This is a genomic window from Rhizobium sp. BK399, assembly GCF_014194695.1.
Classification (GTDB): domain Bacteria; phylum Pseudomonadota; class Alphaproteobacteria; order Rhizobiales; family Rhizobiaceae; genus Rhizobium.
The window spans coordinates 98,876-116,189 of sequence record NZ_JACIAH010000008.1 but is presented as its reverse complement, the minus strand read 5'-3'; the positions used below and the strand labels follow the sequence as shown (position 1 = coordinate 116,189).

Here is a 17,314-nt window from a genome sequence, read left to right as displayed (position 1 = left end):
TCCGACGACACCAGCAACAGGTGTGTTCGGATATTAGTGCAACATCTGGTGCGACCCCTCGTCCGGCGCGACGATTGCAGTCAGCAGCAGTTTGTCGATCCGTCGCCCGTCAAGGTCGACGACCTCGATACGCCAGCCATTCATAATGAAGCTCTCGCCGACCTCGGGTAGATGCTTCATTTCCTCCAGCACAAGACCCGCGACTGTCTGATAGTCCCTGTCGCCATCAATCTGGAAATTCATGAAATCCGCGAACTCGTCGATTGGCGTCCAGCCGGATACGAGGTAACTGCCGTCGTGACGACGCACAATGGCTTGCTCGCCGATCGAGTCTTCCTGGACGGCACCCAGAATTGCCTCCAGGATGTCGCCGGAGGTAATCACCCCCTCGAAGTGGCCATATTCGTCATAGACCAGTACCATGTGACAGCTTGATCGACGAATTGCCTGAATGACGTCCAGTGCGCCTGACAGATCCGATACGATCGGCACCTGCTTAACGAGCGTCCCGATTTCGACATGACCCGAGGATGCCAAGGCGTCATAGAAGTCCTTGGTCAAGAGCACGCCGATAATCTCGTCCGAGCTATTCTTGCGTACCGGCAGTCGCGCCTGCGCGCTCAGGCGGAGTTGCTCCCGGATCTCCGGGAAACTGTCTTCGACATCAATCACCTCCACCTCCCGGCGCGGTGTCATCAAGGCACGTGCGTTTCGGTCGGCCAACCTCATCACCCCGGAGATCATCGCCGACTCTTCCGTCTCGATGACACCGGCGCTGTGCGCTTCTGCCAGAACAGTCTTGATTTCCTCGTCTGTGACGACATCGCCCGACTTGCCTGCCTGGCCGAGAAGGCGAAGGATTGTCCGTCCTGATGCGTCGAGCAGCCAGACGAGCGGCGCGGCAAGCCGGGACAGGAAAATCATCGCCGGTGCGACCTTGCTCGCCACGGTCTCCGGCGCACGAAGCGCAATCTGCTTTGGCACCAGTTCGCCAACAATCAATGAGAGATAGGTGATCGCGACAACGACCGAGCCGACGCCAAGCGCATCAGCAGCTGCTGGCGACAGACCCTGCGTACCAAGCCAGCCGGCCAGTCGAGCGCCAAGCGTCGCGCCCGAGAATGCACCTGATAGCACGCCGACCAGCGTGATGCCGATCTGCACTGTCGACAGAAACCGCCCGGGCTCCTCGCCAAGCCTCATAGCCATGGCGGCCCCGCGACTGCCCTGGTCGGCAAGAACCTTCAAACGAGCCGGCCGCGAGGAAACGACGGCAAGCTCCGACATGGCGAGAACGCCATTCAAGATGGTAAGAATGGCAACGATTGAAATTTCGAGAAGCAAAAATGGAAACCCTGTAACGTCGAAGCTACGCGAAACATAGGCATTCTCAGACAGAACACCAGCGGCAATCCCGTCGCGGTAGCTGTTTCTTTTGCTCAACGCCCAAAAGGGAAGGCAGGCCACCGGCGGCAACTTGCTTTCCCGCGTGTCAGGCTTTCCTTGGTACTCCCTCTTCCTGATTTGCAAAATCGGTCTGTTTTCTTGGGAGGCCATATCCAGTCGGCCGGACACCGAGGAGCCAACGCGGGCGTCTCAGCCGCCAAGGCGTGCCGAGCGCCGCGTCATTTCCTTGCGCGCGACATAAGCGCCGAGCGACACAAGCAGGGCGCCGGCGACGAGCGCGATCAACAGGTGCACATGCAGTTGCAAGCGTCCGAGCATGGCTTCGATGGCCTGCCCGGCCAGGAACCCGGCGCCTGTTATCATGATACCCCAGGCCGATGCGGCAATCGCGTTGAGGCTGACAAATTTCCAGCCCGGAACGCTGGATACACCGATCGCAACAGGACTGATCGTGCGAATCCCGTATATGAACCGAAAGGCCAGGATAAAGCTTGTCGGACGCGCTTCGAGGAGGCGAGTCGCCCCGGCGATCGGTGCCGAGTCAAGAAGCCTCTTCACATAGGACCATTTCGCTGCGTGGCGGCCCAACAGGAAGAAGATCTGGTCTGCGGTAAACGAACCAAGACTTGCCGCTAAGGCAACCTGCCAGTAGGCGATGAGGTGGCGGTGGGCAGCGATTCCGCCGAGAAAAGCCGCTGTTTCGCCTTCGATACCAGCGCCAAGAAACACGGCGAACACGCCGTAGTCACCGATCAGCTTTTCCAGCAATGTCTGACCTCCAGTGTTCCACGGACGCAATCTGCATTGGATTCATTCTGGCGGCAATCTGTCCGCTCTACATGCAAGAGCTATAGCTTGCAGGCCATCCCGCGAGACTGTATCCCGCCAGTCAGGTGCGATCCCATTGGACGCATCGTGGCACCTGGGGAGGACGGCAATGAAGATTGAGAAGATCGGTTTCATCGGAACCGGGACGATTTCCGAGGCCATGATCAGGGGACTGCTGGCAGAATCCCCCGCTCTCTTGCATGTCATTGTTTCGCCCCGAAGCGCCGAGATTTCGCAACGTCTCGCCGCCGAATTCGCAGAGGTCTCGATTGCGGCAGACAACCAGTCGGTCATCGATCAGAGCGATATGGTTGTCCTGGCATTCCGACCTCAAATTGCACAGGACGTCATGAGTGAGCTGAAGTTCCGAACCGGGCAATCCGTTCTCAGCGTCATTGCGGCGACCGATCGCCAGACCCTTCTCGGATGGATTGGTGTGGAAGTTCAACTCGTACAGGCCATTCCATTGCCTTTCGTCGCACGTCGCGAAGGTGTGACCGCCATCTTCCCGGCAGATAACGACGTTGCAGACCTTTTTTCCGTTCTTGGGACCACAGTCGAGTGCGACACGAAGCAGGAATATGATCTTCTGGCTGCGGCCAGCTCGCTGATGTCGACCGTTCTCGGGATCATGGACATGTCGGCTGCCTGGCTTGAAGATAATGGCCTCGCCGCCGACAAGGGACGCGCCTATATCGCGGCGTTATTTACCAGTCTGTCGCAAACCGCCATGCGTTCCGACGTCCCGCTTGTCGACCTCAGTCGCGAGTTCGCGACCAAGGGTGGCCTGAACGAACAGGTATTGTCCGATTTCAAGGCAAAAGGCGGACATGACGCGTTGATATCGGCACTTGATCGCGTCCTGAGGCGGATCAAGGGCGACACCGACACTTGACAGCGGGCCCTATGTCTTAGCGATCATTTCGGATACACCAAAATAACGGTGGTGCGGTTTGCTTTTTGATCGCATCGGGATAAGGATCCGGAGGCAAGCAGGGAGTTTCGAGATCCAATGTCAAAGCCCCGGTTGAGAAGGGAAGCTGACCTCCTTCTGCATCGTGGAACAAGAACGGCAAGTGGCGACTATGCCCTGAGCCGTTCACGCAGGCCTGCCAATGTCCAGCGCGTTATCGGCGCGTTGGGTAACATCCTGATGTCGGATGCAGCTCCTTTCATGGAAAAATTCGTCGCCGGCAAGGTATTTCACCTCCTGCAGGAGCCCGGCGCCGTCGCGATGAAGCCGGCTAGCCCTCTGCCCTTGGCGCCGCAGTTGCAATTCGCGCTACGCAACCTGGCCTCCAGGGGGGAGCCTTACGCCGAAGCTGCCGCCGCCATCACCGATGTCGCCAGGAGCCTGGAATGGGTCGCCAGCAAGACCGGCCCGTTTGCCAGCATCAACATCGAGCATACCCACGCTCATGCGGTAATCGCGGGCATGTCTGGCATGGAGGAGCGCAGCGACGTCGCTCTCGGTCTGACCATCATGGCACCCTACAGCCGCTTCCCCGATCACATCCAGTTTCGGTCCCGCGTCTTTCTCTCGCTGTCCGACTGCGAATTCTCATGCGACGATAAGGGATGGCAACGCGGCACGGTCGGTTCGATCTTCTTCAATGAAGCCGGCCATAACGTCGCAATGCGATGCACGTCACGGCCACTCCTGGCGGCCTGGTGCCACGTCGAGAAGTGAAGAGGCACCTTAATTTTCCCCTTGACGTTTGGCCATCAAACCTCTGAATTAAAAGGCCATCGGGTGGAGGAGAAGCCCCTGCACAGCAACGACGCATCACCCGGATCCGACGAGATGTCGGGCCGCATCTACGGTCAGGGCCTGGCCGATAGCAGTCTGGGTCCACCAAGCACATGGCCGCAGTGTCTGAAGTCGACTGTCGATCTGATGTTGCCGTCAAAGGCTCAGATCGTTCTCTTCTGGGGCGAGGATTTCATCGCACTCTACAATGACGCTTACGCCCCGACCATCGGCACCAAGCATCCGCGCGCACTTGGTCGCCCGGCGCGCGAATACTGGGGAGAGTTGTGGAGTGACCTGGAGCCTCTTTTGCGTCGCGTCCTCGATTTCGGAGAAACGGTCTTCGCCAAGGACCGCCCCTTCTACATCGAACGTCACGGCTATCCCGAAACCGTCCATTTCGACATTTCCTACTCGCCGGTACGCGATGAGACAGGCAAGGTGCGCGGCGTATTCTGTATAGTCAACGAGACCACTGAACGAGTCAGGTCTGACACGGCACTGCGCGAGAGCGAGGAGCGGTTCCGCGCCATATTCACACAGACTGCAGCCGGGATCGGGCAATCCGATCTCGCCGGCAGGCTGCATCTGGTAAACAGGCGGTTCTGCGAAATTGTCGGATATTCGGAAACTGAACTGTTAAAGATGCGGGTGCAGGACATAACGTTCCCGACCGATCTCGAAGACTACCTCCGTTCGTTCAGGCAAATGATCGAGACCGGCGAGAGCTTCGACATCGAGAAGCGCTACGTGCGCAAGGATGGAAGTCTTGTCTGGGTCGCGAATTCGGTTTCGCCCCTACGCGACGAGCACGGAGAGATCAAGCAGGCCGCCGCGGTTGTTGTCGACATCACCGAGCGCAAGCGCGCCCAAGAGGTGGAGCGTCGTCTTGCGGCCATCATCGCCTCCTCCAACGATGCCATTCTCAGCATCGATCTGAACATGCGGATCACGAGCTGGAACAGTGGCGCGGAAAAACTCTACGGCTACTCGGCACAAGAAGCCATTGGACGTTCTGTCATGATCCTTGTTCCGGACGACAGGATTGAAGAAGAACCTGCGATCATCAGGCAGGTCAGCGCCGGATTGAGGGTCGATCCCTACGAAACAAAGCGCCGGCGCAGTGATGACGGGCTGGTCGATGTCCTGCTCAGCGTGTCCCCGATTTTCGACGCCTATGGCAGGACGATCGGCGCAGCGAAAATTGCGCACGACATCTCTGCCCGCAAGGAAGCAGAGCGACTTCAGACGGTTCTTGTCGGAGAGCTCAATCATCGGGTCAAGAATGTGCTTGCAACCGTCATGGCCATCGCCCGACAGACGCTTGGGCGTGAGACGGCGAACCGCGCAGGGGTGGATGCATTCGAGGCCAGGATCTCCCTGATGTCGAGGGCTCATGACTTGCTGATGCACGGGAATTGGGAACAGGCAGAGCTGGAAGCGGTGGTAAAGCAAGCCCTGTCGCCCTATTCGCGCGAGAAGATTTCAATATCAGGCCCAAGCGTTCGCCTGGTGCCCCGTGCGGTCGTTTCGATCTCGCTTGCATTGCACGAACTGGCTACGAATGCGGCAAAGTATGGAGCGCTGTCCATGCCGGAAGGACAGATATCCATTCACTGGTCTGTCACCAATGACGAACCGCATAGACTCACCCTGCGATGGCAAGAAATGGGCGGACCAAGGGTCAGCGAGCCTACCCGAAGGGGATTTGGCTCCCGCCTGATCGAAAGCCTGCTTGCGGCTGAACTGAAGGGCGAGGTGAATATCACCTATGATCCGGCAGGCTTGATATGTGAAGTCAATGCCGTTGTAGACGACGATGGGATCCCAAGCGCCTGAACCAACCGTCGCGATAGCGGACCGCATCTCGATAAGCTCCCGTGCCGCTCTTCGAGTGAGGCGGTTGTTTGCTGTTTCAGGCGGTGTTTTCCTCCACTGCTTAACGCTGACGTTTGATGGTATTGTTGTCCCGCTCGCCTCGCGGGACGACCTGGGTGGCGGGATGGTAAATCCTCTTTCGCGCTGAAGGTGTCCTGAAATAAACCTTCGAAATCATCCGCCTGTCATCGAGACGGAGGCAGAAATGCATGCAGTTGTTTCTGGTTCAGGTGGTACCTTTCCAACCTTGCCGCATCGCTTTGGCGGGTTTCATGCTTTCCATTTGTGCAGTGGAAGCATGGGCGGCCCCGATTCTCATCGTTTGTATAGGAGCCGATAACACAGCCGGGAGAGGAACAGGCCGGCGGCATCCTGGCGGCGTCGCCAGAGATCAGGCCTTCCCGTTGAACTGGAACGTCTTCTTCATGGGCGTGAGGTTGATTCCCATGTCGTCAACGCTGGTGTTCCGCACAGCACAAACGCCGGTGGCAGGTTAGACGCGGATGTGCCCACCGGGGCCGGCTTGTCATTATCGACAGGGCCAAGGGAAATGACAAACAATAAAGTGGCCTAAATACCAAGGAATACGTCGCCGAGATCGGATTAAGTGCGCGTCACATTCCACTGATCCGATTACCTGGAGGTGGGCGAACCTTCAGCGCGTATCGTGATCCTGTGGCCGTCATCGCACCGCGGAAGGTCATGAAGAGGTTGCCGAGTATTTGTTGCCGCAGGCATTAAGGGCCCTGGGCAGTAGTTAGCGTCACGGTCACCCGAAGGTCCGCCCCATTGTTCGGCGGCCACGAACGATTTTCATACCCGTTGCCGCCGTCTCAACAGTTGCGTCGTCCTGGTCTAACCCTAGGGGTTCCTGTTCACCAGTCATGTCGAAATGCCCACTGGGGGATGCTCGGTCCGGACGCGCGGCTCGCTTTCACTCATCGCTCACGACCTATTTCACGAGGAGCGGTGCCTTTCCGCGGACACGGTCATAGAGATCGATGACATCCTGGTTGAACATCCGAACGCACCCAGATGACGCGTTCTTTCCGATCGTTTGCCACTCCGGAGAGCCATGGATGCGATAGAGCGTATCCTTGCCGTCCTGAAAGATGTAGAGAGCACGCGCGCCGAGTGGATTTGTCAGGCCGGGCTTCATGCCCCCCTTCCAATGTGCGAGCTTTGGATTTCGCGCAATCATCGAAGGGGTGGGCGTCCACGTCGGAAACTTCCTCTTCCACTGGATGATCGCCCGCCCCTTCCAGGCACGACCCTGCGCGCCCAGACTTACCCCGTATCGCATTGCGCGTCCGTCCTCGAGAACGAGGTAGAGAAATTTCCTCTCGGTGTCGACGATGATTGTGCCCGGTGGCTCGTCCGTTGCGTAGTCGACCTCCTGGCGCAGATAGTCGGGATGAACCGCCCTAGGGTCGATCGCCGGCCAGCGAAACTCCTGATCGTCCAGCTCAGCGTAGGCGATCGAATAGTCTGGCTTCTCAGGAGGCCGATCCGTCGGGACGACGGTTGACTGGGCTGCCGCCGCCCGGCTTGGCTCAAGCGCTGAAAGACTTGCTCCGGTCGGGGGAGTGTCGACGGATGCGACAAGGCGCTCCGAGGGGATTTGCGTACAAGCCGCAAGAAGGGAAGCGCCGGCCGCCACCAGGAGCGGTCGGATCAAGAACGTGGCATGCAACTTCAGGGGTTCCGATTCGAGTTTCGAGAGTGCGAGCCAGTCCTACTCGCCGACACCATGGCCGAAATGTGGTTCCAGCGGGCACAATTGCGCGAGCGGCGCGTCTGGACCACATACTGTTTCAGGAGAGCAACAATCAGTCCGGAACGGCCTCCCGGGATTGACCCGGACAATCAAGTCCTCGCTGTCACTCGCAAAATGGGAACGGTTTCCAGCCGGTCCGCCTCGAGACCGAAGGCATCGACCGATGCCGCAATGCCTCGAGATCTCAGAAGCTTTGTCTGCGACCGTACCTTGACCGTCTCATTAACTTCTCGGTCATCCGCGGGCTAATATACGCTAGACGCAATGAGGTGTGCCAATGGACAGCAGATCGACCCATAGAAAAAGAACGTTTATCGGAGGAAAGGTACTCTTTAACGGCGGCGGGAGTGTACTGGACTGCGTTGTAAAAGACTTGTCCGATGGCGGCGCGCGACTGGCTGTCGAAGCAGCACTCGCGGTTCCTCAGGAGTTCGATCTGAGATTGTCTGACGGCCGTGTGTTTGAGTGCACCGTCAGATGGAGGCAATTCGGCTCCCTCGGCGTACGTTTTGCACCAACCATGTAGCCGTGGCCCTGCAGCCGGATCGCCGATCCTTGCGGGCATGATGGGCCGTCATCAAGGGTCGAAAGGCTGCTCGTCGCGAAGCGAAAGATGGAGCCAGGACAGCGGAAATTTCGACAGCCGGGATCGATGGATGCCACAAAACGAACCGGCAGCGGATTCAACGTCCGCTGCCGACGGTGGTTCGGTGAGTTGGCTGCCTCATCTTGCCGGGGATTTGTAGGCAGATACGATTTTGCCCGCCTTTTCCTGGGCGGCCTTGAATTCCGAACCCGTGTATGCTCGCACGGTTTTGATATTTGTTACTGCTCCCGACGCTCCGATGACCAGGAGTGCGGGGACCAGGTCAGCACCGTCAGGAAATTCAGCGGTTACCATCCAGTCATTTTCTCCGGTCGTAATGTAGAAAGAGTGTAGTTTTCCGCCTGCTGCTTCCATTATGGCTCGCGCCGCCACCTCCCGGTCAGATGGATCGGCGATCATTCCTTTCGCTGCCGTCGTTGAATAGCACCCTGTGATGATGAAGAGTGGCATAAGGAATCCTCCCTCAACAACCGGGCAGATCGGCCGATCTGCCGCGCACCCAATATCTCACATCCGGGCGTTTGCCGCGACAGTTAAACCGGAGTCAATCTCACAGCGCGGGACGTCATGTGGTGCAGGAGGTCGCGCGTCGCCGTCTCCTCCCTCGAACCATCGCGCGACAAATGGATCGGTGTAGCCACGCAGGTGACGGAACCGACGACTTCAAGTCACACCGTGATCTCGAAACTATCTGGAACAGTCTCGGGCCGGGCCTTTTCGACATCGACGGCATCGACAGACGCCCCCGGCGGCCCTTTCCAGAAATCCTTCAGCATGCTCGAAACGGCGGTTTCCTCTCCGGCAATAAGGGCCATGACCGAGCCGTCGTCTTCGTTGCGCACCCACCCCTTCAAGCCCAGTCGACGCGCACGATCCCGCGTCCATACGCGAAAACTGACCCCTTGGACGCGACCGGTTACCCGGACCCTCATCACCATGGAATCTGCATCCATATCGGTCTCCCATCTTCCTGCCTGAGGGCAATATGGCGCTGCCACGCAGGATGTCAGCACGAGGCGCACAGACCGCTGCGCCTCACGTTAATCATTTACCGAATTCCTACGAATTTAGACGGCCTTATGGTTCCGAGCTGCTGGTACAAATAAGAATCGGCTCTATATTCGTAAGTGCTTCAACATGAAGGGATCTCGATCATGCGCAGGCTTATCGCAGTGACTTCAGTGCTCCTTTTCGGTTTTGCTGGTTCGGCCTTCGCGCAAGCGAGCATGGGAATGGACAGCAGCGGCCGCTTCGATGGTTCTCCGCCATTGGGAACATCTCCCGACACCGAGGGCACAGGCGGAGGAGGTCTTTCTATCCCGATCGATTTTGGCACGACCACTATATATTCAGACCAGATCAACTGGACCGTTTGCCCTGGCGGCCAGCGCGTGGAAGCCCAGCCTGGAACCCGTGCAGCCAATCAGGCCTGCCGGAATCTCCAGTAGTCATTGCCCGTACACTGTCCCGCGAGCCGAGATGCGGTTCGCGGGACCGCCATGCTGTGCTAGGGAGTGGCACGCAACGCGAGATACGAGAACATGCTTCCTTGGATTCAACTTGATTCGGCGCCGATCCCTGGCGAAAGCGGCGAATTGCGTCTGAAGCGACGCGGCAGCGAGTTTTCGATCATGCTTGGGTCAAACGAGCTGATGAACAGCCGCCTCAGTGGCTCCGAAGAAGCGCTGGCAACCCTTTCCCATAAGAAGATCAGCAATCATCCGCGCCCGACCGTCCTTATCGGCGGCCTCGGCATGGGCTTCACACTGCGTGCCGCCCTTTCAGTTTTGCCTGAAAATGCGTCGGTCGTGGTTGCCGAACTTGTGCCGGCGGTCGTCGATTGGGCCCGCGGCGCGATGTCAGAGGTCTTCCAGGGTTGCCTTGATGACCCCAGGGTTACCGTCCATCAGGGTGATGTAGGTGAACTGCTGCGGGAGCGCAACGCGAAATTCAATGCCATTCTGCTGGACGTCGACAATGGGCCTGACGGGCTAACGCGCCGTTCCAATGATCGCCTTTACGACAGCGCCGGACTGCGCGCGGCGAGAAATGCCCTTCTGCCTGGCGGGGTTCTCGCCGTCTGGTCATCAGGACCCGACGCCAGGTTCACCCGTCGTCTGTCTGATTGCGGGTTCGTCGTCGAGACGATAAACACACGCGCCAATGGCAAGCGCGGAGGCGCGCGTCACGTCATCTGGCTAGCGGTGAAGTAGTCAACCCGAAGCCTGAACCCGCCTGGCCGCAGCAATCGCGCTTGCCGCTCCTGCACGCAGTTGCTGCGTGTCGGCGCCTGCGATGACGAAATCGAAGCCCATCTTCAAGAGCTCGCCTGCCCGCTCGCCGTTGCTGCCGAAAACGCAGGCGAACTTGTCATGAGCGCGGCATCGGGCGATCAGGTGCTTCAGAACGCCGTCGACTTCGGGCGTATCCGGTGCCACCGAGGTGCCCTGCGAGAGTGCAATCGACAGGTCGGATGGCCCGATGAAAATGCCGTCGATTCCCTCAACGCGCGTGATTTCGTCTGCGGCATCGAGCGCGGCCCGCGTTTCGATCATGGCGATGGCGACAGTTGTATCGTTCGCTGTCGTCAGATATTCGGCTGCGGGAAGTCCCGTATGGTTCAGGGCCAGCGTCGGTCCCCAGCTACGCTCACCAACCGGCGGATACTTGGTAGCCTTCGCGAAGGCGGCCGCATCCGCCGCCGAGTTGATCATCGGCGCAATGATCCCAGAGGCCCCCGCATCAAGGAGGCGGGAGGCAGCGGCGAAATCGCCGACAGGAATTCGCGCGAGGACCGGCTTGCCCGCAAGTCTTCCCTGACCGATTCCAACGGCAGCCGACCCCAGATCCCAGACGCCGTGCTGCATGTCCAGCACGATTGCATCGAATTCTTCCTGCGCCAGATGATTGACAAAAAGTGGGTCGGGAATACCGATCCACGCAGAAATCAATCCGCCTTCGCCGCTTCTGATGCGCTGTGCGAAGCTGTCGATCGTCCTGCCACTCATTCCATGCTCCTTTCGCGGTTCAGCCGACCGCGCGCCGCCTGTCCAGTTGAAACTCCTCGATAAACGCCTTTTCGAGCCGGATGCCATCCCACTCGTCTGCGTAGAACGTTGAATCGTAGATCAACGTATATGGTCCGTCGTAGCCTGCCACCCGACACGCTTCCAGAACTTTGCGATAATCATCGCCATCGAGGCCGGACGAGTTGAAATTGGCCTTGGCGTGGCAGAGTTCTGCCCGCCGCATAATGTCGCGAAGACCTTCGTACTTGGCCGGCGCTGCCCAGTTGCCGAGGTCGCCATTGAGACCGACCTTGCCTTCCAGCGTGTCAAGCAGCCAGTTTGTTTCCGTAGGGGATGGCAGGAGATCAAACCAGTTCTCGGTGACAACCCGAACCGCGCTATTGCCGGCCTGTCTTGCAAGCCACCCGAGGTGCCCCGCCGAGCGCTCCAGATTTTCGCGTAATGGCGGCTGCTTGCCCGCAATCACCCGAATGTTCCTGGCGCCAAGCACCTCTGCGATCTCGAGCCAGCGGGCAATCCATTCGATGTCACGTTTCGCTGTTTCCGGATGGCTCGGATCCCCATCCTCGACAAGAAGCGTCTGCAGCATGATATCAGCTTCCTGAAGGGCCGCCTGCATTTCCTGGAGATAGCCTCGATCCAGGCTTGGCAGATGAAACGAGCATATCTCGATCCTGCCGATACCGTTGCTTGCGAGCTGCTGTGGGATTTCGATCAGCGATGAACGTCCCGGTCCATAAGGCTCCTTGCTGTCCTGGCTCTTGTCTGGATCGGGGCTGTAGGGATAGACGGTTCCCAACAACCGATGCAGCGACCACGTCGAAACTGCAAAGCGTCCATTCTCCAGCGTTCCTTCAGTCATGTTCGCCTCCTCGCAATGCCAATCGGTCAACTCAGGTCTTTGCGGATGATCTCCTCCGCAGCAAGGGCGGCACCGAGGACTGCTTCGTCCTGCCCTGCCACGGCAGAGAGCAGGAGACCGACGGGCATATTGGCGTCACCAGTCCCGCAGGGGATCGAGACGCCACACCAATCGAGGAAATTGCCGAGCATTGTGTTGCGCAAGGTCTGGCCGTTGGTTGCAAAGAACAGCTCGTCGTCGGCTTCGAGTGGTGCAATTGGCGGTGCCACATGGGCAACGGATGGGAAGGCGACGAGGCTGGACCCCACGCGACGCGCGACATCGGCAATCAGCCGCTCGCGCGCTTCCAGGATCGTAAGATAGTCCGCAAGCGTGATCTTCTCGCCGAGCCTCGTGCGCACGACGACACGTCGATCCATGTCGTCGGCGGCCGGCCCGGCCAGCCGTTCGCGATGAAGTGCAAAGGCTTCGGCAGTAACAAGAGCGCCATATCGGGTCATGAGCCCCAATATGGCATCGAAGGCCGGTATTGTGATCCGGGTGATCGACGCACCCGCGGCAGCAAGCCGATCAAGCCCTGCTTCAAAGGCTGCAACAACCCCGGATTGCGCGCCATCGAAGACGACGTTGTCCGGCACGACAATTTCAAGCCCGGCGACCGGTCGAGCCACCATCAGCGGGAAAGGCGTTCCACGCAAGGCTGCGTCAATCCAGACGGCGTCCTTCACCGTTCTGCATAGCGGGCCAAGGGAATCCAGGCTCTTTGCCAGTGGGTAGACGCCATTCATCGGGTAGCGACCGCGTGTCGCCTTGTATCCGACGATACCGTTGAACGCCGCAGGAATGCGAACGGATCCCCCGGTGTCGGTGCCCATGGCGACCGGCACGAGCCCGGCAGCCACCGCGACTCCGGCGCCGGATGACGAACCGCCCGGGATTCGCGGCACGTCACGACTTATTGGGTTTTCGGGCGTGCCAAAATGCGGATTGAGGCCAAGGCCGGAAAAGGCGAACTCGCTCATGTTGGTGCAGGCGATTGAAATCATCCCCGCCTGCTTCAGCGCTGCCACCACCGCTGCGTCGGTCTGTGCGGCCGGGCCGGTCGAAAGGACGGTAGAGCCGGCCGTTGTCGTGCGACCCTTGATGTCGAAGAGGTCTTTCCACGCTATCGGTATGCCGTCCAGCATCCCCCGCGACCGCCCTTCCCTCAGGCGTTTGGACGAGACCATGGCCTCCTCCAGCGCTCGGTCCCTCAGGACTGCCGTGAAAACTGCCCTATCCGCATAGGCGTCGATACCATCGAGCACGGCTTGTGTCACCTCGAGGGGATCGACGGCTGCAGTTTGAATGAGAGTGGAAAGCTGCGCAACTGACATCGCGCCAAATGAGTGTGCCATGGGCTATCCGCAATCTGAATGTCCTGCTGACCTAAGCCGAATTTTGTCGACGCGCCAAGCCCCATAGGTCAAATCAAACCGATTGGTTCGATTTTATGAACACTGCGTTTGCGTATTCACTCTTCAATCCGCGGCCTGAAAATCACAAATGCGTCGTGCGTGCTGTCTGCGGCAGAAGACGATCGTATGCCGATGCGCGCTTCAGTGTAGGAGTTAACAAAATGAAAGATGGTGAGACTTTGAACACGGCGCGCGGCGACGTGGTGCATCACCACGCAACGGAAGACGAGTTGAACGGCATGGGTGAACGCGAATATGTCGAGCATGTCAATGCAAACGCACCTTCCTTATCAAACCGAGTGATAGTCCTTGCAGCCTTCGTGCTCCTGGGCGTTGCCGGGTTGACGGTCCATTATACAGCTCCGATGGCATCCCTCGATCCGGCAACGGTCGGATCAATCTCAGAAACACTTCCATCGGCGGATTACTGCCGCGAGCACAGTCCATACCCCGACAGGTCCTGCTAGCGGCCTGTCGCAGTCCGGGCATGGACAAGGATCCCTGGCGATATAGTTATGCGTAAAGGGAGGGTCGTCGATGCCCGGCAAAATCGATTACAACCTTGAGCGCTTCGTAGACGCACAGAACGGCTTCTACGAGCGAGCGTTGTCCGAGTTGAGAGCCGGACGTAAGCGTTCCCATTGGATGTGGTTCATCTTTCCCCAAATGGCCGGACTGGGTACTTCCACAATGGCCGAGAAATATGCGATCAGGTCTGCCGAAGAGGCTACCGCCTATCTTGCCGATCCCGTCCTTGGAAGCCGGCTGCAGCGCTGCGTCGATGCAATCCTCGAAATCGAGGGCTTGTCTGCGCACGACATGTTCGGATCCCCCGATGATCTGAAGCTCCGCTCGTCCATGACGCTGTTTGCAGCCATCAGTGACCACGGCTCACCGTTCCACAAGGTCATCGAGCACCTCTATGACGGGGAGTACGATCAGCGGACCATACAACTGCTTAACGCCGGCAATTAGCGGGCATTCAAGTGTTCCAGGGTGTCGATTCCAGTGCCGATCTCGGTGAGCCGCTTCCGCAACTCCCGATCCGTACCGTCGTCGATCTCCTCGTCGCCGAAGCAATCGCGTGCCTCATAGAGCTCAAGCTTGGCTTCGAGCTCGGGGCGCTTTTGGTACAGACGATGAAGGTAGGTATAATTCATGCCATCCTCCCCACCTCGTCAGGAGAGCGAGAAGAAAGATGGTTCCCACCGACACGCCGCCTGATCACGCAAAGGCGGTGATGGCGGCGTTGCAGGCTTTGGAGAAGTGATTGCAGCATGTGTCGTTGCCCATTGCCTGGCGTGTCACGCGAGCCCCCTCAAGAAGCAGGGTCAGCGTATCCGCCAGGAGTGCCGGTTCGCGCGCACCGGCTGCAAGACAGAGCTCCTCGAGCCGGTCGCGCTGTTCAGCCTTATGGCGCTCTATCACACCATAGGCCGGATGCCCCTCGCCTTTGAGCTCGATTGCCGCATTCGCAAGATCGCAGCCGACGTGCTGACCGCAAAGGCTCTGGGTACGGGCTTCAACCCACGCCCTGAGCTGGCTCTTCGGGTCGCCGGGATGAACCGCCTCAAGGTCGCGCCAGATCGCCTCTGCCTTTTCTGAAGCACGTCGCAGCGTTTCGCAGACGAGTTCATCCTTGGAGCCAAAGTGGCGATAGAGCGTCATTTTGTTCGTTGAGGCCGCGTCTGCGATTGCATCTACGCCGATGCCGCGGATGCCGTGCTCACGAAACAGCAGGGTGGCGGTCGACACGATACGTTCTCGCGGTGGGAGTTTCTCGTCGACGTTGGCGGGAAATTGCAGGGCCAATGATTCAACTTTTTTTGCGGACAAGGTCCTTGACATCCATGTGACCGATCGGTAACAAATGAATTGTTACTTACCGGTAACACCACTCCTCAGCGAAGTCAACGAGACTTCATGCCGCAGTCACATGGCGCCGACGGAGTGGAACACGGGCTACTGCCCACGAAAGGAGGCAAACCATGAGCAAGACCAGAGAAGAATTGACGATTACCGAAGCCCTTCGCGACCCCCTGATCGCCATGGTGCTCCGTGCCGACGGCGTGAAACTTGACGATTTCAGACGTCTCCTCGAGACGGCAGCTGGGAAGCGCGAACAGCGGACTCCTGTGGGCAAATTTCTGAAGTCGATTTCGAACGATCCGGCTGCCATGTGCAGCTATTGCTGAATGTTTCCGGGCGGTTCCCTGCCCCTGTGAGAGTCGCCGCTGCCGCAGCGGCGGCTCTTTGTGTTTGGGCTCACCTGTCAGAACAACTCGTATTCCAGGTTTGAGAGGTAGGCTGGGTCTGCTACGGCATCAATGCCAGCAATCCTTTCCCCCTCGAACGTCATAAGCAGGACGACGCGCAGTTGTCCGCCGACCACAACGACAAATCCGAATTCTCCATCAATTTTTGCCGGCTGCGCTGCCTGGGCCCGACCCTTGAACGTCTCGGCAACTGCATCCGCGCCGCGCAGTTCGCGAACGGAAGGATTGTACCGGATTGCTGCAGCATCTGGGGTGAAGACCACCTGCGGGTCGAGGATCGACAAAAGTGCCTTGATGTCACCGAGCCGCGAGGCTGCAAGGAATGCATTGATGATCTGCTTCTTGCGTGTCGCGTCCGCCTCCGGCATGTCCGTCCTGCCCTGAACGCGGCGGCGGGCGCGACTTGCAAGCTGTCGTGTTGCCGCCGATGAGCGGTTGAGGATCGGCGCAATGTCGTCGAACGGGAGATCGAACATATCGTGTAGCACGAAGGCGACGCGTTCGGCTGGCGCGAGTGTTTCCAGGATCACCAGGAGCGCCAGGCCGACGGAATCTGCAAAGGCGACCTCGCGCTCCGGATCGACCGATTTCGACGTGTCTGCGACGCGTTCGTGCACGGGCCCGTCGAACGGCTCCTCGCGCCTCGCCTTTCTGGAGCGTAGCATGTCCAGGCAAATGCGTGCGACAACGGTCGTCAGCCAGCCGCCGATGTGGCCGATAGCACCGGCATCAGAGCGGCCGAGCCGCAGCCAGGCCTCCTGAACCGCGTCGTCCGCATCCGTGCGCGAGCCGAGTATGCGGGAGGCCACGGCGCTGAGGTGCGCCCTGTTCGCCTCGAATTCCGCCGCCAGCCAATTTTCTTGCATCACTGTCACATTCCTCCAGCCTGTTCCGTCAACTCCATGACGAACCAAACCCGGCCTGTGTGACAACACGGCCGGCGGCGTCATTTCGAAAACACATCAAGGAGAAACGTGATGCAAGCAAGAATGGGAAATCCAGCGGTTGTCGTTCCTGACGCGATGCAGGCCCTGCAGGCTCTGGCTGCCGTCCCCGCCAAAACAGGTTTGTCGCCAATCCTTCTGGAACTGGTCAATCTGCGCGCCAGCCAGATCAATGGATGCAGCGTCTGCATTGACGGACATCCGCGCATCGCCAAGAAGGCGGGCGAAACCGATGAGCGGCTTTTTGCCGTCAGCGCCTGGCGTGATACTCCTTATTTCACGCCGGCTGAACGAGCAGCCCTGGCGCTGACCGAGGCGGTTACCCGCATCAGCGATCGCGCCGACCCGGTACCCGATGATATCTGGAATGAAGCCACGCAGCATTTCGACGGCAAGAGCCTCGCAGCGCTCGTCATCGCCATCGCCAACATCAACGTCTGGAATCGGCTGAACATCGCGACCCGGCAGATAGCCGGCGAATGGAGGCCCTAATGTGAAC

Annotated in this window: 21 protein-coding genes; 10 read left to right on the top strand and 11 right to left on the bottom strand. The window is 59.0% G+C overall.

Annotated features, from left to right (window positions below; genetic code table 11):
- Nucleotides 1–33 precede the first annotated feature (33 nt).
- Together FHT97_RS18240 and FHT97_RS18235 are read right to left on the bottom strand one after the other, a co-directional pair.
- Nucleotides 34–1,344: a hemolysin family protein gene (locus FHT97_RS18240; protein ID WP_183757631.1), complete on the bottom strand. Its 1,311-nt coding sequence runs from the start codon at nucleotides 1,342–1,344 to the stop codon at nucleotides 34–36.
- Nucleotides 1,345–1,596: 252 nt separating this feature from the next.
- Nucleotides 1,597–2,175: a DedA family protein gene (locus tag FHT97_RS18235; RefSeq protein ID WP_183757523.1), complete on the bottom strand. Its 579-nt coding sequence runs from the start codon at nucleotides 2,173–2,175 to the stop codon at nucleotides 1,597–1,599.
- A gap of 169 nt (nucleotides 2,176–2,344) precedes the next feature.
- Between FHT97_RS18235 and FHT97_RS18230 the strand changes: the two genes are divergently transcribed.
- The 4 genes from FHT97_RS18230 (at nucleotide 2,345) to FHT97_RS18215 (ending at nucleotide 6,360) form a co-directional block, all read left to right on the top strand.
- Nucleotides 2,345–3,130 carry a pyrroline-5-carboxylate reductase gene (locus FHT97_RS18230; RefSeq protein ID WP_183757524.1) on the top strand — a complete coding sequence of 262 codons (786 nt, stop codon included), beginning with the start codon at nucleotides 2,345–2,347 and terminating at the stop codon, nucleotides 3,128–3,130.
- 279 nt (nucleotides 3,131–3,409) lie between these two features.
- Nucleotides 3,410–3,925, top strand: coding sequence for a dimethylsulfonioproprionate lyase family protein (locus tag FHT97_RS18225; RefSeq protein ID WP_246712669.1), 516 nt, complete (start codon nucleotides 3,410–3,412; stop codon nucleotides 3,923–3,925).
- Nucleotides 3,926–4,039: 114 nt separating this feature from the next.
- Nucleotides 4,040–5,824, top strand: coding sequence for a PAS domain S-box protein (locus FHT97_RS18220; RefSeq protein ID WP_183757526.1), 1,785 nt, complete (start codon nucleotides 4,040–4,042; stop codon nucleotides 5,822–5,824).
- Nucleotides 5,825–6,072: 248 nt separating this feature from the next.
- Nucleotides 6,073–6,360: a hypothetical protein gene (locus tag FHT97_RS18215; protein WP_183757527.1), complete on the top strand. Its 288-nt coding sequence runs from the start codon at nucleotides 6,073–6,075 to the stop codon at nucleotides 6,358–6,360.
- Nucleotides 6,361–6,815: 455 nt separating this feature from the next.
- Here FHT97_RS18215 and FHT97_RS18210 read toward each other — a convergent pair whose 3' ends face one another.
- Nucleotides 6,816–7,556, bottom strand: coding sequence for a L,D-transpeptidase (locus tag FHT97_RS18210; protein ID WP_183757528.1), 741 nt, complete (start codon nucleotides 7,554–7,556; stop codon nucleotides 6,816–6,818).
- Nucleotides 7,557–7,917: 361 nt separating this feature from the next.
- On the opposite strand from FHT97_RS18210, the gene FHT97_RS18205 reads away from it, so the two are divergent.
- Nucleotides 7,918–8,166, top strand: coding sequence for a PilZ domain-containing protein (locus FHT97_RS18205; protein WP_183757529.1), 249 nt, complete (start codon nucleotides 7,918–7,920; stop codon nucleotides 8,164–8,166).
- A gap of 198 nt (nucleotides 8,167–8,364) precedes the next feature.
- Here the strand turns inward: FHT97_RS18205 and FHT97_RS18200 are convergent, their stop codons facing one another.
- Nucleotides 8,365–8,697, bottom strand: a complete 333-nt coding sequence (locus FHT97_RS18200; protein ID WP_183757530.1) for a GYD domain-containing protein — start codon at nucleotides 8,695–8,697, stop codon at nucleotides 8,365–8,367.
- Between the two features lie 218 nt (nucleotides 8,698–8,915).
- On the bottom strand, nucleotides 8,916–9,200 hold the full coding sequence (locus tag FHT97_RS18195) for an acylphosphatase (protein WP_183757531.1): 285 nt from the start codon (nucleotides 9,198–9,200) through the stop codon (nucleotides 8,916–8,918).
- A gap of 588 nt (nucleotides 9,201–9,788) precedes the next feature.
- On the opposite strand from FHT97_RS18195, the gene FHT97_RS18190 reads away from it, so the two are divergent.
- Nucleotides 9,789–10,460 carry a hypothetical protein gene (locus tag FHT97_RS18190; RefSeq protein WP_183757532.1) on the top strand — a complete coding sequence of 224 codons (672 nt, stop codon included), beginning with the start codon at nucleotides 9,789–9,791 and terminating at the stop codon, nucleotides 10,458–10,460.
- On the opposite strand, the gene FHT97_RS18185 is transcribed toward FHT97_RS18190, so the two are convergent.
- The 3 genes from FHT97_RS18185 to FHT97_RS18175 are packed head-to-tail and all read right to left on the bottom strand — an operon-like array spanning nucleotide 10,461 to nucleotide 13,535.
- Entirely contained in the window at nucleotides 10,461–11,255 is a 795-nt protein-coding gene (locus FHT97_RS18185; RefSeq protein WP_183757533.1) for an aldolase/citrate lyase family protein, read from the bottom strand.
- Between the two features lie 19 nt (nucleotides 11,256–11,274).
- Complete coding sequence (locus FHT97_RS18180; RefSeq protein WP_183863850.1) at nucleotides 11,275–12,138, bottom strand: TIM barrel protein; 864 nt, start codon at nucleotides 12,136–12,138, stop codon at nucleotides 11,275–11,277.
- Between the two features lie 26 nt (nucleotides 12,139–12,164).
- The gene (locus FHT97_RS18175) at nucleotides 12,165–13,535 is read right to left on the bottom strand and encodes an amidase (protein ID WP_183757535.1); all 1,371 of its coding nucleotides are present in this window, start codon (nucleotides 13,533–13,535) and stop codon (nucleotides 12,165–12,167) included.
- Between the two features lie 221 nt (nucleotides 13,536–13,756).
- On the opposite strand from FHT97_RS18175, the gene FHT97_RS18170 reads away from it, so the two are divergent.
- Both FHT97_RS18170 and FHT97_RS18165 read left to right on the top strand, forming a co-directional pair.
- The gene (locus tag FHT97_RS18170; protein ID WP_183757536.1) at nucleotides 13,757–14,062 is read left to right on the top strand and encodes a hypothetical protein; all 306 of its coding nucleotides are present in this window, start codon (nucleotides 13,757–13,759) and stop codon (nucleotides 14,060–14,062) included.
- A 70-nt stretch (nucleotides 14,063–14,132) separates the two neighbouring features.
- Nucleotides 14,133–14,570: a DUF1810 domain-containing protein gene (locus FHT97_RS18165; RefSeq protein ID WP_183757537.1), complete on the top strand. Its 438-nt coding sequence runs from the start codon at nucleotides 14,133–14,135 to the stop codon at nucleotides 14,568–14,570.
- Here the strand turns inward: FHT97_RS18165 and FHT97_RS18160 are convergent.
- Both FHT97_RS18160 and FHT97_RS18155 read right to left on the bottom strand, forming a co-directional pair.
- Complete coding sequence (locus FHT97_RS18160; protein ID WP_183757538.1) at nucleotides 14,567–14,755, bottom strand: hypothetical protein; 189 nt, start codon at nucleotides 14,753–14,755, stop codon at nucleotides 14,567–14,569. The two genes, FHT97_RS18165 and FHT97_RS18160, sit on opposite strands and share 4 nt — an antisense overlap.
- Before the next feature lie 64 nt (nucleotides 14,756–14,819).
- Nucleotides 14,820–15,443, bottom strand: a complete 624-nt coding sequence (locus FHT97_RS18155) for a TetR/AcrR family transcriptional regulator (protein ID WP_183757539.1) — start codon at nucleotides 15,441–15,443, stop codon at nucleotides 14,820–14,822.
- Between the two features lie 140 nt (nucleotides 15,444–15,583).
- On the opposite strand from FHT97_RS18155, the gene FHT97_RS18150 reads away from it, so the two are divergent.
- Complete coding sequence (locus tag FHT97_RS18150) at nucleotides 15,584–15,790, top strand: hypothetical protein (protein ID WP_183757540.1); 207 nt, start codon at nucleotides 15,584–15,586, stop codon at nucleotides 15,788–15,790.
- Nucleotides 15,791–15,867: 77 nt separating this feature from the next.
- On the opposite strand, the gene FHT97_RS18145 is transcribed toward FHT97_RS18150, so the two are convergent.
- Nucleotides 15,868–16,740 carry a sigma-70 family RNA polymerase sigma factor gene (locus tag FHT97_RS18145; protein WP_183757541.1) on the bottom strand — a complete coding sequence of 291 codons (873 nt, stop codon included), beginning with the start codon at nucleotides 16,738–16,740 and terminating at the stop codon, nucleotides 15,868–15,870.
- 108 nt (nucleotides 16,741–16,848) lie between these two features.
- Between FHT97_RS18145 and FHT97_RS18140 the strand changes: the two genes are divergently transcribed.
- On the top strand, nucleotides 16,849–17,307 hold the full coding sequence (locus FHT97_RS18140) for a carboxymuconolactone decarboxylase family protein (RefSeq protein WP_183757542.1): 459 nt from the start codon (nucleotides 16,849–16,851) through the stop codon (nucleotides 17,305–17,307).
- The last annotated feature ends 7 nt before the right edge of the window (nucleotides 17,308–17,314 follow it).

Coding starts and splice junctions, on each gene's coding strand:
- FHT97_RS18140 (WP_183757542.1), top strand. CDS start 16,849: ATGCAAGCAAGAATGGGAAATCCAGCGGTTGTCGTTCCTGACGCGATG.
- FHT97_RS18185 (WP_183757533.1), bottom strand. CDS start 11,255: ATGAGTGGCAGGACGATCGACAGCTTCGCACAGCGCATCAGAAGCGGC.
- FHT97_RS18220 (WP_183757526.1), top strand. CDS start 4,040: ATGTCGGGCCGCATCTACGGTCAGGGCCTGGCCGATAGCAGTCTGGGT.
- FHT97_RS18155 (WP_183757539.1), bottom strand. CDS start 15,443: ATGTCAAGGACCTTGTCCGCAAAAAAAGTTGAATCATTGGCCCTGCAA.
- FHT97_RS18160 (WP_183757538.1), bottom strand. CDS start 14,755: ATGAATTATACCTACCTTCATCGTCTGTACCAAAAGCGCCCCGAGCTC.
- FHT97_RS18215 (WP_183757527.1), top strand. CDS start 6,073: ATGCAGTTGTTTCTGGTTCAGGTGGTACCTTTCCAACCTTGCCGCATC.
- FHT97_RS18225 (WP_246712669.1), top strand. CDS start 3,410: ATGGAAAAATTCGTCGCCGGCAAGGTATTTCACCTCCTGCAGGAGCCC.
- FHT97_RS18175 (WP_183757535.1), bottom strand. CDS start 13,535: ATGGCACACTCATTTGGCGCGATGTCAGTTGCGCAGCTTTCCACTCTC.
- FHT97_RS18195 (WP_183757531.1), bottom strand. CDS start 9,200: ATGGATGCAGATTCCATGGTGATGAGGGTCCGGGTAACCGGTCGCGTC.
- FHT97_RS18190 (WP_183757532.1), top strand. CDS start 9,789: ATGCTTCCTTGGATTCAACTTGATTCGGCGCCGATCCCTGGCGAAAGC.
- FHT97_RS18205 (WP_183757529.1), top strand. CDS start 7,918: ATGGACAGCAGATCGACCCATAGAAAAAGAACGTTTATCGGAGGAAAG.
- FHT97_RS18200 (WP_183757530.1), bottom strand. CDS start 8,697: ATGCCACTCTTCATCATCACAGGGTGCTATTCAACGACGGCAGCGAAA.
- FHT97_RS18150 (WP_183757540.1), top strand. CDS start 15,584: ATGAGCAAGACCAGAGAAGAATTGACGATTACCGAAGCCCTTCGCGAC.
- FHT97_RS18230 (WP_183757524.1), top strand. CDS start 2,345: ATGAAGATTGAGAAGATCGGTTTCATCGGAACCGGGACGATTTCCGAG.
- FHT97_RS18165 (WP_183757537.1), top strand. CDS start 14,133: ATGCCCGGCAAAATCGATTACAACCTTGAGCGCTTCGTAGACGCACAG.
- FHT97_RS18170 (WP_183757536.1), top strand. CDS start 13,757: ATGAAAGATGGTGAGACTTTGAACACGGCGCGCGGCGACGTGGTGCAT.
- FHT97_RS18180 (WP_183863850.1), bottom strand. CDS start 12,138: ATGACTGAAGGAACGCTGGAGAATGGACGCTTTGCAGTTTCGACGTGG.